This is a genomic window from Acrocarpospora macrocephala (genome assembly GCF_009687865.1).
GTDB classification, from domain to species: domain Bacteria; phylum Actinomycetota; class Actinomycetes; order Streptosporangiales; family Streptosporangiaceae; genus Acrocarpospora; species Acrocarpospora macrocephala.
In genome coordinates, this window is the sequence record NZ_BLAE01000003.1 from 41,317 (window position 1) to 54,477 (window position 13,161).

The window sequence follows — 13,161 nt, forward strand, 5'->3', positions numbered from 1 at the left end:
TCCTAATGTTGATGGGGTCGGGCGAGACGAGCCCCACCATGGTCGAAGTGCACCGCTCCGCCGCGCGGCGGCTCGGTGGCCGGCCTCGGGCGGTGCTGCTCGACACCCCCTACGCGTTCCAGGAGAACGCGGCGGACATATCCGCTCGGGCCCGTGGATACTTCGCGCGGAGCGTGGGGCTGGACGTCCAGGTCGGGGGAGACGTCGCCACCGCCGACTGGGTGTTCTCCGGGCCCGGCAGCCCGACGTACGCGCTGGATCGCTGGACCGCCTCGGGAACGGCCGCCGACCTGCGGTCCCGGGTTCGGGCGCGGCGCGGCGTGACGGTGCTGGCCTCTGCCGCCGCGTGTACGGCAGGCGTGGTGACCGTACCCGTCTACGAGATCTACAAGGTCGGCGCGGACCCGCACTGGCGCGAAGGGCTGGACCTGCTCAGCGCGCTGGATCTCCAGGTCGTCGTCATCCCGCACTACGACAACGCCGAAGGCGGCACCCACGACACCCGCTTCTGCTACCTCGGGGAGCGCCGCCTGGCCAGGATGGAAGCCGACCTCCCCGACGGCACCGCCGTCCTCGGCATCGACGAGCACACCGCCGCCATCATCGACCTCACCACCGACCAGGTACGTGTCGCCGGTCGCGGCTCCGTCACCATCCGCCGCCCCGGCACCCGACTCCAACTCCCCGCCGGGACGACCCTGACGCTGCCCGAACTCCGCCACCTGACCAGCGGCCACACCACACTGCCCCCACCACCACCCCCGCCTCCCGATAGCGCGCCCCGGATCACGCTGGCTGAGCTGACCCAGGCCCACGAGTCCCGCTTCGCCGCCGCGCTGGAGGACAGCGACACCGCCACGGCGACCCAGGCTATCCTCGCCCTCGAATCCGACCTGGTCGCCTGGTCCGCCGACACCGAGGAGGACTCCGGCGGCGTCGCCCAATCCCGCGACACCCTCCGCCACCTGATCACCCAACTCGGCAAACACGCCGAATCCGCCCACCACCTGACCACACTCACCGAAGCCCTGGTGAACCTCCGCGCCACCCTCCGCCAAGACGGCCGCTACGACGTGGCCGACACCCTCCGCACCACCCTCCTCACCATCGGCATCCACATCGACGACACCCCCACCGGCCCACGCTGGACCAGACGCTGACCCTCAACCAGGGCCGGGAGCTGGGTTGTGGGTCGGTGGCACCCTGATCGGCTCATACCGGGCTAGACGCTGAGTATCAACTGGCCCAGTCGTGGATCGACGACGCCCCAACCGGCTAACTCTGGACCGGACGCTGACCATCAACCGGGGCCGGGAGCTGGGTTGTGGGTCGGTGGCACCCTGATCGGCTCGTGCCGGGCTAGACGCTGAGTATCAACTGGCCCAGTCGTGGATCGACGACGCCCCAACGGGCTAACTCTGGACCGGGACGCCTGGGCATTAATCGGGCCGGGAGTTGGGGTGTGGGGGGAGTTCGAGGGCGTGTTCGATGGTGTTGGGTGGATGTCGGGTCGGGGCGCCCGCGGAGACGAGGGCTTCCACGGTGCCGCGGTAGTCGCCGTCCTGGGCGCGGTTGTTGCTCAGGCCCCAGAGGGCGCAGTCGAGCGGGGTTGGGCCCTCGTCGTCGAAGGCACAGTCGGTCAGGTCCGCGCCGCGAGCGATCAGGAGCTGGACGACCGAAGTGCGGCCGTGCATGGCGGCCTGGTCGAGGGGAGTGAAGTTGCTCCAGCCCCGGGTGTCGACGGCGAGGCCGCTGTCCAGGAGATTCCGGACGATCCCCGCCTGGCCGAGTACGGCGAACTGCCCGAGGATCCAGCCGTAATGTCCGTCATCGGGGATGCCGAGAGCGGGCGGTGGAGCTTCGGGCAGGTGGGTGGACTCGCCCCGGGCAACCGCCAGGACCGCGCGGTCGACCGCGTCCAGGTCGGCGGTCGCCCCCCGCGAGGCCAGGAGCTCGTACGCGGCCAGATGTCCGCACCGGGCGGCCAGCGCCAGCGGAAGACGGCCGACATCCCACCGATCCCACGGGAGATCCACGTCGGCTCCCGCGTCCAGAAGCAGCGTGAGGATGGCGATTCCGCGCCCCCGGGCGATCGCGTGGTGAAGGCAACGACAGACGTTGACATCCACACCACGGTCGAGAAACCACCGGAGCCCGGCGACATCCTCGAAGTCCAGCTTATGGTTGATCATGCGTTCGTAACCGGGGCGATGGAGCAGGTCAAGGAACTCGGTATTCCCGTTCTCGCAGGCATGGTAGAACGCGTCCTCGTCCGGCACCGCCCCACGCTCGATCAGCAGCCGGACCAGGGCCAACTCCCCGCGCTCCACCGCCGCGACCAGTTCACTCACAACTCCCGACGCTAACAGCCGCCCCCGACAATCCCACGGCCATCGGGAAGCCCTGGGGAACACAACTTTCGTCGGCACGGGCGGCGACTTTCGAGGACTGCCCGCCGGAGCCCCGGTTCCTACCCTGAACCAGGTGATCGAAGTCGAGAACCTCAGCAAGAGATACGGGAACACGCTCGCCGTCGATGGCGTGTCCTTCACCGTCCGTCCCGGCCGGGTGACCGGATTCCTCGGACCCAACGGCGCCGGAAAATCCACCACGATGCGGATGATCCTGGACCTTGACCGCCCCACCGGCGGCCGGGTCCGCATCGACGGCAGGAGCTACCGGGAGCTGCCCGATCCGCTGCGACGGGCCGGGGCGCTGCTGGAAGCGAAGGCGTTGCACAACCGGCGCAGCGCGTACCACCATCTGCTCTGGCTCGCGCAGAGCAACCGGATCCCCAAGTCGCGGGTGCGGGAGGTCCTGCGCCTGGCCGGGCTGGAGGGCGTCGCGGGGAAGCGGGCGGGCAGGTTCTCGCTCGGCATGACGCAACGGCTGGGTATCGCGGCGGCCCTGCTGGGCGATCCGCCGGTGCTGCTCTTTGACGAGCCGGTCAACGGGCTGGACCCCGAGGGCGTGCTGTGGATCAGGAACCTGCTGAAGGGCCTGGCCGCCGAGGGCCGGACCGTGTTCGTGTCAAGCCACCTGATCAGCGAGATGGCTCTGACCGCCGGGCATCTCATCGTGCTGGCCCGCGGCCGGCTGCTCGCCGACACCTCCGTACAGGAGTTCGCCGAGTCGGGCGCCCGCCCGCACGTACGGATCCGCACCCCCGAACCGGAACGTATGCGCGACGTCCTGGCGGCGGAGGGTCTCCCGGTCAAACAGGCGGACGACGGCGCGCTGGAGGTCTACGACACCGCGCCGGAGCGGATCGGCCAGCTGGCTCTGGCCCACGGTCTGGTCGTATCCGAGACCACCCTGCGGTCGGCGTCGCTGGAAGAGGCCTTCATGCGGCTCACCGGGGACTCCGTCGAGTACCGGGGAGGCGGGCGATGACGGTGACCGCGATCCTCCGCTCCGAATGGACCAAAATCCGGACCGTGCCGTCGACGGTCTGGACACTCCTGCTGACCTTCGCGCTCAGCGTGGGCCTCGGCTACCTGCTGGCGAACTCGATGGGAGATTCCTACGCCACCGCCTCGCCAGAACGCCGGGCGACGCTCGATCCGCTCTTCGCCACCTTCTACAGCCTGACCCTGGGCCAGCTCCCCCTGGTGGTGTTCGGCGTCCTCGTCGTGGGCGGCGAGTACGGCTCGGGGACGATCCGCGCCTCGCTCCTGGCGGTCCCCCGCCGCGGCCGGTTCTACGGCGGCAAGCTGCTGGCCGGAACCGCGCTCGCCTTCCCGGTCTCAGTGATCACCGTGCTGGCCACCTTCTTCGTCGCGACATCCGCCTTCGGCCCCGACGCTCCCTCCCTGCGGGACGAAGGAGTGCCGTCCGCCGTCGTCGGCGCGTGCCTGTACCTGACGCTGATCTGCCTGTTCGCCATGGGAGTGGCGACGATGCTCCGCAGCCCCACCCGCTCGCTCGGGATCCTGCTACCCCTACTGTTCCTCGGCTCGCAGGGACTCGGCAACGTCCCGGGAGTGAAGGCATTCACCCAGTACCTCCCGGACCAGGCGGGCATGCTGATCATGCACATCGTCGGCCCGCAGGACGACCCACGCTGGGCCCGCGACTACGGACCATGGACCGGCATGGGCATCCTCGCGCTCTGGACCATCGCCGCCCTACTCGGCGGCCACCTCGTGCTGCGCCGCCGCGACGCCTGAGCATGTCGCCAGCTTGCTCGCCGTTATCCGGCGCCGTTCATGCCAGCGGTGATTCTCGCCGTACCGTGCCAGGAGTGAGTCAGCGGGAGTCGCGGGCGAGCAGTGCGGCTTGGACGCGGTTGGCGCAGCCGAGTTTGGTGAGGATACGGCTGACGTAGGTCTTGATACTGGGCTCGCTCATGTGCAGTCGCCGGCCGATCTCGGCGTTGGACAGGCCCTCGGCCACCAGATCGAGAACCTCGCCTTCGCGGGAGGTCAGCCCCGCCAGGCGCTGTCGCGCGTCGTCCAGCCGGCGGCTGGCCGGAGGCACCATGCCGAGCACGAGCCGGGTCACCGCCGGGGAGAGATAGGCCTCCCCGGCGTCGGCGGCGCGGACCGCCCGGATCAGCTCATCGGGAGTGCAGTTCTTCAGCACGAACCCGGCGACGCCGTTCCGCAACGCCTGGCGCACGTTCGCGTCCTGACCGAAGGCGGTCAGCATCACCACCCGCGTGTCCGGCGCGTGCCTGCGCAGTTCGTCCAGCGCGCTCAGGCCGTCCAGCACCGGCATGGTGATGTCCAGCAGGGCCACGTCGACGCGATGCGCGAGCGCCTTCTCGACCGCCGCCCTGCCGTTGTCCGCCTCGGCGACGACCTCGATGTCCGGCGCCGACTCCAGCACCGTCCGGATCCCGGCGGTGATGAGCGGCTCGTCGTCGGCAAGCAGCACGCGGATCACCCGCCCAATCCTCCCAGCATGCTGGCCGGACCGGCCAAGATCACGATAGCCGCCGCGGTGAGGGTGAGCGCGACGACCCAGAGCCGCCTGCGCGACGCGGGAACCTCCGGCTCGGCCTCCTCGATGGCATCGGTGAGCGGCAGCATGGCGACCAGCCGGAACTCCTGGTCCGAGGACGCGGTATGGAACATCCCACCGGCGAGCCGTACCCGCTCGTCCAGTCCTGCCAGCCCGTGCCCGGTACGGCCGTTTGCATTGCGGCGGTGCTCAGCCGGCAGCGGATTGCGTACGGTCACCAGCAGCGTGTCGCCCTCCGCCCGCAACGACACGGTGACCGGCTGCCCCGGCGCGTGCTTGGCCGCGTTGGTGAGACCTTCCTCGACCACCCGGTAGGCGGCCGGGGCCAGCGCCGCCGGAACCCCCTCCCTCAGGACCGTCACGGGCGCGCCCGTCGCCCGGAACTCGGCCGCCAGCCCATCGATCCCACCGAGCGAGCGCGACTCCGGCATCCCGCGATCGCGGAGCGTGCCGACCAGCTCGTGCAAGTCGTCTAATGCCTGCCGGGCGCTCGCGGCGAGCTCCAGCACCGCCTCCCGCTGCTTGGCCGGCAGCTCCGTCACCTCCAGCGCGGCCGCCTGGATCGAGATCAGACTGAGCCGGTGCCCCAGGGAGTCGTGCACATCCCTGGCGATCCGCAGCCGCTCATGCAGCGCCTGCTCCCGCCGCGACTGCCGCCGCTGCGCCTCGCGGGCCGACACCAACCTCCGCTGCTGGGCCAGGTAACGCCCGAGCACCACAGGCAACGCAACGAAGATCACATACCTGGAAACCACCGGCCCCGGCGGCGCGGACAGGACAAAAAGCTGCACACCCAAACAACCGACCGACCCCACGGCGGCAACGACGATGCCCGACCGTGACACGACCTGGCGCCCCACCTGGTATCCGGTCCAGACGAGCAGCGCGTTCGCCCCACCAGGCACCGCAAGCACCAAAGCCGCCAGCAAGGCGACCACAGGCAACCACGCCGCCAGACCCGCTACCACTGCGATGGCCACCACCTGGGCGGCGGATGGCCAGCCATCCCACCCGGGGAACACCACCGCCGCGTCAACGACCGCGACGAGAACAGCGACGGACGCTGATCTCATGACCCGCGGGATCGCCATGGCCACGACTGTACCCGCCGCGCACGGCGCATAGCGTGGCCAGCCGATTCAGGAAGGCGGGGTCTGCCTATGGCGTTGACGCAAGAAATCCGAATCGACCCTGAGGTCGCCCACCAACCGCCAAGCTCGCCTTTCGTAGACCAGATCGCCCGTGACCGTGAAAGGCAGTTTCTCGCGGTAAGCGATAATCGCCCACTCGTGGTCTTCGCCCCCGAGAGTCATGTGAACATTCCGGAATCGGCCCTTAACCGCGGCATGCAGGATGATCATTCCAGACTCGTCGTCTTCCTGAGCCTCGTCCCGGGTCAAAGACCGTACTGTGCCGATAAGAGTTTCGCGACGCTTTGGCTCTTCCTGCCGAATGAGGCGTTCACGAAAACGGCCCAGTTGTCCGAATGCCTGATGCTCCAACTTGATGGGGGATTCTCCCACGCTCGGTTTAGTCTCGGCTGCCGCCCATTCGAAGGATAGGTCCAGCGCCCGAAGCCCATCAGGTTCCGCCATCTCTTCGATGGCTTCGACAAGCCCTGCGCTCAGCCCCCATCGGGAGGGCTCGTCCAGAGCCGTGAGATTCTGGCCAAGCGTGAGATTGCGCGTCGTTTCCAGACCTTGAGCTAGCGTCTCCATAACTCGCCGGGGAAATGGCCTGATCACGCCGGGAGGTTGATCGGCCTGCCGCTCCGGAGGCTGATCGCCGAGCCGGGTGACCACGGTGAAAACGAAGCTGCCCCGCCTGGTGTGACCCAACCGGACGTCTTCGTCCAGAAAATCGGCGACTGCGGCTGGTCTGCGCCCAAGATGAGAGTGCTCTGGATCGGCAGCCGTCGTGGCAGCGGCTCGTAGCATCTTCCAGATCGCGTCGACGGTGATTTCGGCTTGGCGAAACGGAATAGTGCCGTCCGTCATTTCCTGATCAAGGCGGACAAAGAACAAATCTGCCCTGGCGGCCGCGATCCGTTCCTGCAGCTTCTCGGCGTCCCAGTCATGGACGCGACTGATGGCGAACAAGGCGTCGTAGAACCGTGGCAGGAAGTCCGCATAGTCGGTAGCGAGCGGGAGAAGTACCCGGCCCAGGCTCTGCCCATCGTCGCCGGGAAGCCGCCAGATCTCGCGGATGTGGTCTTGCCGGGACTCGAGTTCCCAGGGTTGGGTGGCCAGGTATTGAGAGACCGCAATGGGGGTGACCGAGTGCGCGAGCTCAAGGATTGAGGGGTCCGGTGCGAACGTGTTCACCAGTCGCCCCTATCGCCGATGGTCTTCATGATGCCCTGAAGCTGAGGTATATCAAACAGATTGCTTCTCGGCAGACGGACAGTCTTGCTTGCCTCGTCATCGCCGATCGAGCCGAGATCAGCGGCGCTTTGCCAGTACATGCGACTCCCCGTGACGAGCCGCTCCTCGTCCTGCTCGAGCCAGCCACCCTCCGGCAGCAGCAGGACTCCAAGGTAGGCAGGGGCGAACCGCTTCGGATTGGTCAGCTTCTTGAACGGAATGGCCTTCATTGTCCATGACAGGTGGTCGTCTTTGAGGAGATCGCGCTGCGCGGTCGCCTTGAGTTGCAGCTCAAACTCTGGACAGTAGTACGTCGCGTACTCGGCCGAAGACGAGATCGTGATGTCAACGCCGTCATAGTCGGTGGCGTGGCTCTTGATGGAACAGCCGGCAGCCGATGCGATCATGTGAACGAAGCTGAGGCTGAACTGCTCCTTCATGGCGTTGAGAGGGAGCTGAACGATCTCGTCCGCTGGCGACTCCCTCACGGGCATCCCAACCCTTCCGCCATCTTGCCTCCAGTGGCCATCGAACGTGCAGACTACTCTTCGCGCGACCCCTTGAGGTGCCAATTCATCCGATCATCTGATGTTGATGATCGCCAAGGTCACCACGTGCCGCCGAGGTTGTTGAGGGTGAAGGAGCCGCCGGCGCGGTGGTGGAGGGGGTGGGTTAGGTCGGGTTCGCCCTCGTGGGCGAGCAGGGCGGGGGCGTACGGCTCGGAGTTGTCCTGGGGGGTGTAGCCGATGGACATGGCCTCGTTGAGGGACCACCAGCGGCGTTTGTTGGCGGAGACGCCCCAGACGATGTGGAAGCCGGGGGCGGTGAGGGCGGATTCGATGAGGTGGGCGCAGTCGGCGGGGGAGATCCAGGTGGCCAGGCAGCGGGTGTCGGTGGGGTGTTCTGTGCAGGTGCCGAGGCGGATGACGGTGATGTTCAGGCCGAACCTGTCGTGGTAGAGGCTGCCGAGGGCCTCCATGACGACCTTGCTCACGCCGTAGAAGGTGTCCGGCCGGGGGAAGGTGTAGTCGGGCAGGTCGGAGGTGTCCGGGGGGCGGGTGTGGTAGCCGGCGGCGTGGTGGCTGCCGGCCAGGACGACGTGCTGGACTCCTTCGCGGTGGGCGGCTTCCAGCAGGGTCTGGGTGCCCGTCATGTTGGCGTGCACGATGTCGGCCCATGGCCGTTCCCGGCTCTGGCCGCCCAGGTGGATCACCGCGTCCACGCCGCGTACGGCTCTCGCCATCGCGTCGGCGTCGGTGAGGTCGGCCACCACCGAGCCGGGCGCGTCGATGGGGACCACGTCGGACAGGCGGAGTTCCCGCCCCTCGCGAGCCAGCAGCGGGCGGATCAGGGTGCCGACCTTCCCGGCGGCCCCGGTCATCAGGATGCGCATGCACCCATGGTGTACACGTCCCTGATGAAAATCCACATACATGGATACCTTCCAACCCATTGACGGATTCTTCAGCTCTGGTTACGTTCACCTGAAACTTGCGACACGCTCCCGAAACATTTCCATATCTGTGAAGAGGTGGTTTGATGACACGCCATCTGCTCGGGGCCGTGATCGCCATGGCGCTCGCCACCACGGTGGCCGGGTGCGGATCCGGCGACGCCTCCGGCGGCGACGCGCTGGAGATTTGGATCCGGCAACCCCCCGACTCCGACGCCGCCAAGACCGCGACCAAGCTGGCCACCGCGTTCACCACGGCCAGCGGCGTCCAAACGAAGGTCGTCGCGCTCCTGGACGACTTCGAGACCAAGCTCCAGCAGCAGGCCGCGCAGAAGAACCTGCCGGACATCGTCATCAACGACACCGCCCAGCTCGGCAACATGCGGACCCAGGGCTGGCTGCGCGAAGTCGACAAGGCCACGCTCAAGGGCGGCGACCAGCTCGCCGACCGGGCCTGGCAGGCGGCCCAGGCGAGCGACGGCAAGTACTACGCCGCGCCTTTCTCGGCCCAGTCGTTCGCGCTGATCATCAGGAAGGACTGGCGCGAGAAGCTCGGCCTGGAACCGCCACGGAGCTGGGCCGCCCTGGCCGCCCTGGCCAAGGCCTTCACCGAGCAGGACCCGGACGGCAACGGCGCCGCCGACACCTACGGCTTCGTCGCCCCCGCGGGCACTAAACGCGGCTACGCGTCCTGGTACGCCTCCTCGATGATCTACGCCAACGGCGCCACCTTCCTCACCCCCACCGGCGCCGGCAAGTTCACCCCGGCCGTGGCCGACGCCAAGTTCGTCGAGGCGATCAAGTTCCTGCAGGATCAGTTCTGCGTCGCCAAGACCGTCAACCCCGGCGCGGTCAGCAACGACACCACCGTCACCCACGAGGTCTTCGAGAAAGGTCAAGGCGGCATCTATCTGGTCGGGCCGTACGTGCTGGCCAGGTTCGAGCAGTCGATCGGCGCGGACAAGCTCGAAGTCGTCAAGGTGCCCAAGGGTCCGTCCGGCGGGCCCGGCACGCTCGGCGAGGGGGAGAACGTCTACCTGATGGCGGGTTCCGCCGACGAGCCAGGGCAGCAGAAGTTCGCCGAGTTCGCGGTGTCCGCCGAGGGCCAGCGGATCGGGATGAACAAGGACGCTCCCGGTGCGATCGTCCGGCTTCCGGTCAACACGACCGTGGACATGGCGGCCGAGCGGCAGGCTCCGGGGTGGAAGGTCTTCCAGGAGGCGTACGCGGACGCCGTCTACAGTTCGGCGGTGCCCAACTGGGCGCCCATCCGGCAGACCACCGCCGACGCGATCAACGCCGTGTGGGCGGACTGCTCGGCCGACGTCAAGGCCGGTATGGACGGACTGGCGGCCAAGCTGACGGCGGAACTGCAGGCCCAGAAGGCATCGTGACGCACTCCCGGCGAGGTACGGCGGTGGCGTGGTTGCTTCTCGCGCCCGCGCTACTGCTGTTCCTCTACTTCAAGTTCATCCCGATGGCGCTGGGGCTGTGGAAGAGCTTCTTCAAGGTCCAGCCGTTTCTCGGGGACGAATGGGTCGGGCTGGACAACTACCGCACGATCATGACGGACGAGGCGTTCGCCGGCGCGGTGGGGCACAGCCTGCTGCTGGCCGTGGGGACCACCGGCGGGTCGCTCGCCCTCGGGCTGGGGCTCGCGCTGCTGATCGAGGGGCCGGCGCGATATCTCTGGTTCGTCCGGGCGGCGGTGTTCCTGCCGGTGGTCACCACCATGGCGGCCGTGGCGGAGGTCTGGCGGATCATGTATCACCCGGGGGACAGCGGGCTGCTCAACACCATCCTCGGCTGGATCGCCATCGACCCGCAGCCCTTTCTGGCCAGCGAACATTCGTCGCTGTGGTCGATCATGGGGATGAATGTCTGGCGCGGCGCGCCGTACGACATGATGATCTTCCTGGCCGGTCTGGTGGGCATTGACAGGACGCTGTACGAAGCCGCAGCCGTCGATGGCGCCACCACCCGGCACCGGTTGCGGTATATCACCTTGCCCGCGTTGCGGCCGGTTTTCTGGATCCTGTTCACGCTCGCCGCGATTCGCGGGCTGCGCGTGTTCGTCGAGGTGTACGTGCTGACCAACGGTGGGCCGAACGGCTCGTCCGAGGTCATCATGACGCTGATCTACAAGCTGGGCTTCCAGCGCAACGAGCTCGGGGTCGCGTCGGCGGGCGGGGTCGTGCTGTTCGCGGCCACGCTCGTGCTCACGCTGGTGGTCCAGCTGATGCGCCGCAGGCAGGCGCGATGAGATTCGACACCGCGCTCGGCCTGGAGGCCAGGAAGGGCCCGCTCGCCTCGATCGGCAAGTTCGTCCTGTACGCGATGATGCTCGTGGTCTTCACCGGACCGCTTTTCGGGCTGCTGATCAGCGCGTTCAGCACGACCCTGGATCCGACCGCTTTCACGCTCTGGCCGTCCGAGCTCACGCTGGAGAACTTCGCCCAGGCGGGGGAGAAGAACGTCTATCTCTACCTGCTCAACTCCTTCGTGGTCGTCGGGTTCGGGTTGCTGCTGCAGATGGTGGTGAGCGTGTTCGCCGCGTACGCGCTGGCTCGCAAGAGGTTCCGGGGGATGACGTTCGTGCTGCTCGTCATGCTGGCCACGATGATGCTGCCGGAGGAGATCATCGCGATTCCGCTGTCGCTGGTGCTGGCCGATCTGCCGCTCATTCACGCCAACCTGATCGATACGTACCTGGGGATGATCCTGCCGGTGGGGGCGTGGGGGTTTTCGATTCTGGTCATGACCGAATTCATGAAGGAAGTGCCGGTCGAGTTGGAGGAAGCGGCGCGGATCGATGGCGCGGGGGAGTTGCGCACGTTCTTCACGATCATTCTGCCGTTGTGCCGGCCGGCGCTTGGGGTGATCGGCGTGTTCGGGTTCACCATGATCTGGGATCAGTATCTGCTGCCGCTCATCGTGGCCAACGAGTCCTCGCACTGGACGTTGCCCATCGCGCTGCGCTCACTTCGTTCGGACGAGCAGGTGGGCATCGGGGTGCTGCTTGCCGCCTCACTACTGGCGTTGCTGCCCTCGGTGATCGCGTTTCTGGCCTTTCAGCGTCAGTTCATGCGCGGTCTGACCAGCGGCGCGATCAAAGGGTAGGTGTCCATGTATCTGGATGGCATCCGGTATTCTGCCCGTCATATAGCAAAACGACGGAAATGGGACAGCGATGGAGCCCCAGCTGGTCAAGTCCGCCGAACGTACGGTACGTATCCTCGAAGCCCTCGCCGCGTCGCCCGACCGGTTGACTCTCTCGGCGCTCCAGCAGCTCACCGGGTTTCCGCGCAGCAGTCTGCACGCGCTGATGCGTACCCTCGCCGAACTGAAGTGGATCGAGGCCACCGGCTCCGCCTACGGGATCGGGCCGCATGCGCTGCTGACCGGGACGGCCTACCTGGACAAGGACCTGGCGCTCCCGCTCGCTCACGAGACCTTGGAGGACCTCCGGGAGGAGATCGGTCACACCGTGCACTTCGCCCGCCGCGACGACGCGCACGTGCTCTACCTGGCCACCCGCGAATCCCGCGAACGCCACCCCACGATCCCCCGCGTCGGCCGCCGCCTCCCCGCCCATGTCACGGCCCTCGGCCAGGTGCTCCTCGCCCAGTTGACCGACGACGAGGTCCACGCGCTCCTGCCGACCCCACTCGCCCGGATTACCGACCACACGATCACCGACCTTCCCCGGCTGACCGGCGAACTCGATCAGGTACGCACTCGGGGTTATGCCTACGAACGCGAACAGGGCACACCAGGCGTGGCCTGCGTCGCGGTGGCCGTCGACTACCGCATCCCCGCCACCGACGCGATCAGCTGCTCCATGCCATCGGATCTTCCGCCGGAGGAAACCGAGAAAATCGCCGACGCCGTCGTAAGACATACACGCAAATTGGCTACGGCATTGCGCCGCGAAGGCATCCGTTAGGCAAACCATCCCGACATCCACCGGACGAACCCGCTCACCCTGATTTCCGTTACAAGATCATAATCATTACGGTGGTTCCCTCACCCATCTTGTTTCCAGTTTTTGCGTGGCCCGCTGTTGAAGTGATTCTCCCACCCACCCTCCCTTTGTTTGCTCTCGGGCTCCGCCCGATTTCGTTGTTGCGGTGGTTCCGTGTTCGGGGAATTGTGATGGTGGGCGTGGATGGTTTCGCATGCTTTCGCTGTTATGGCGGTTTCGTTTCGTGGGAGATCGTGGTAGCCCTCTTCTGGGGTCGGTCGGGGACTCTGGTTGTCGCTCTATGTCGGAATCGCATCCGCAAGATTCCGTCGAGAGGAGCCACGGTGGCGGCGGGGCCGGGCGGAGCCCGGGGTCAAACAAAGGGAGGGTGGGTGGGAGAACCCGGTATCGATGGG

13 protein-coding genes are annotated in these 13,161 nt (G+C 67.1%); 7 read left to right on the plus strand and 6 right to left on the minus strand.

Annotated elements, in window-relative coordinates; genetic code table 11:
• Positions 1 to 38 precede the first annotated feature (38 nt).
• Positions 39 to 1,160 (plus strand): hypothetical protein, encoded by a 1,122-nt coding sequence (locus tag Amac_RS00210; RefSeq protein ID WP_155352205.1) that lies wholly within the window; start codon positions 39 to 41, stop codon positions 1,158 to 1,160.
• Positions 1,161 to 1,439: 279 nt separating this feature from the next.
• Here Amac_RS00210 and Amac_RS00215 read toward each other — a convergent pair whose 3' ends face one another.
• Positions 1,440 to 2,351, minus strand: coding sequence for an ankyrin repeat domain-containing protein (locus tag Amac_RS00215; protein WP_155352206.1), 912 nt, complete (start codon positions 2,349 to 2,351; stop codon positions 1,440 to 1,442).
• A gap of 133 nt (positions 2,352 to 2,484) precedes the next feature.
• On the opposite strand from Amac_RS00215, the gene Amac_RS00220 reads away from it, so the two are divergent.
• Together Amac_RS00220 and Amac_RS00225 are read left to right on the plus strand one after the other, a co-directional pair.
• Entirely contained in the window at positions 2,485 to 3,393 is a 909-nt protein-coding gene (locus Amac_RS00220) for an ABC transporter ATP-binding protein (protein WP_155352207.1), read from the plus strand.
• Complete coding sequence (locus Amac_RS00225; RefSeq protein ID WP_155352208.1) at positions 3,390 to 4,169, plus strand: ABC transporter permease subunit; 780 nt, start codon at positions 3,390 to 3,392, stop codon at positions 4,167 to 4,169. The genes Amac_RS00220 and Amac_RS00225 overlap by 4 nt, the downstream gene beginning before the upstream one ends.
• A 79-nt stretch (positions 4,170 to 4,248) precedes the next feature.
• On the opposite strand, the gene Amac_RS00230 is transcribed toward Amac_RS00225, so the two are convergent.
• From Amac_RS00230 to Amac_RS00250, 5 genes are all read right to left on the minus strand, one after another.
• The gene (locus tag Amac_RS00230) at positions 4,249 to 4,887 is read right to left on the minus strand and encodes a response regulator (protein ID WP_155352209.1); all 639 of its coding nucleotides are present in this window, start codon (positions 4,885 to 4,887) and stop codon (positions 4,249 to 4,251) included.
• Entirely contained in the window at positions 4,884 to 6,056 is a 1,173-nt protein-coding gene (locus tag Amac_RS00235; protein WP_155352210.1) for a sensor histidine kinase, read from the minus strand. Before Amac_RS00235 ends, Amac_RS00230 begins: the two co-directional genes overlap by 4 nt.
• Before the next feature lie 48 nt (positions 6,057 to 6,104).
• The gene (locus Amac_RS00240) at positions 6,105 to 7,289 is read right to left on the minus strand and encodes a hypothetical protein (protein ID WP_218040800.1); all 1,185 of its coding nucleotides are present in this window, start codon (positions 7,287 to 7,289) and stop codon (positions 6,105 to 6,107) included.
• Positions 7,286 to 7,768, minus strand: a complete 483-nt coding sequence (locus tag Amac_RS00245) for a DUF4365 domain-containing protein (RefSeq protein WP_246267973.1) — start codon at positions 7,766 to 7,768, stop codon at positions 7,286 to 7,288. The genes Amac_RS00240 and Amac_RS00245 overlap by 4 nt, the downstream gene beginning before the upstream one ends.
• A gap of 167 nt (positions 7,769 to 7,935) precedes the next feature.
• Complete coding sequence (locus Amac_RS00250; RefSeq protein WP_170322235.1) at positions 7,936 to 8,721, minus strand: NAD-dependent epimerase/dehydratase family protein; 786 nt, start codon at positions 8,719 to 8,721, stop codon at positions 7,936 to 7,938.
• Positions 8,722 to 8,867: 146 nt separating this feature from the next.
• Here Amac_RS00250 and Amac_RS00255 point away from each other — a divergent pair, with 146 nt between their 5' ends.
• The 4 genes from Amac_RS00255 (at position 8,868) to Amac_RS00270 (ending at position 12,727) form a co-directional block, all read left to right on the plus strand.
• Entirely contained in the window at positions 8,868 to 10,175 is a 1,308-nt protein-coding gene (locus Amac_RS00255; protein WP_155352212.1) for a sugar ABC transporter substrate-binding protein, read from the plus strand.
• 23 nt (positions 10,176 to 10,198) lie between these two features.
• The gene (locus Amac_RS00260; RefSeq protein ID WP_246267976.1) at positions 10,199 to 11,044 is read left to right on the plus strand and encodes a carbohydrate ABC transporter permease; all 846 of its coding nucleotides are present in this window, start codon (positions 10,199 to 10,201) and stop codon (positions 11,042 to 11,044) included.
• The gene (locus Amac_RS00265) at positions 11,041 to 11,901 is read left to right on the plus strand and encodes a carbohydrate ABC transporter permease (RefSeq protein WP_155352213.1); all 861 of its coding nucleotides are present in this window, start codon (positions 11,041 to 11,043) and stop codon (positions 11,899 to 11,901) included. Before Amac_RS00260 ends, Amac_RS00265 begins: the two co-directional genes overlap by 4 nt.
• A 70-nt stretch (positions 11,902 to 11,971) precedes the next feature.
• Positions 11,972 to 12,727, plus strand: coding sequence for an IclR family transcriptional regulator (locus tag Amac_RS00270; RefSeq protein ID WP_155352214.1), 756 nt, complete (start codon positions 11,972 to 11,974; stop codon positions 12,725 to 12,727).
• Positions 12,728 to 13,161 lie beyond the last annotated feature (434 nt).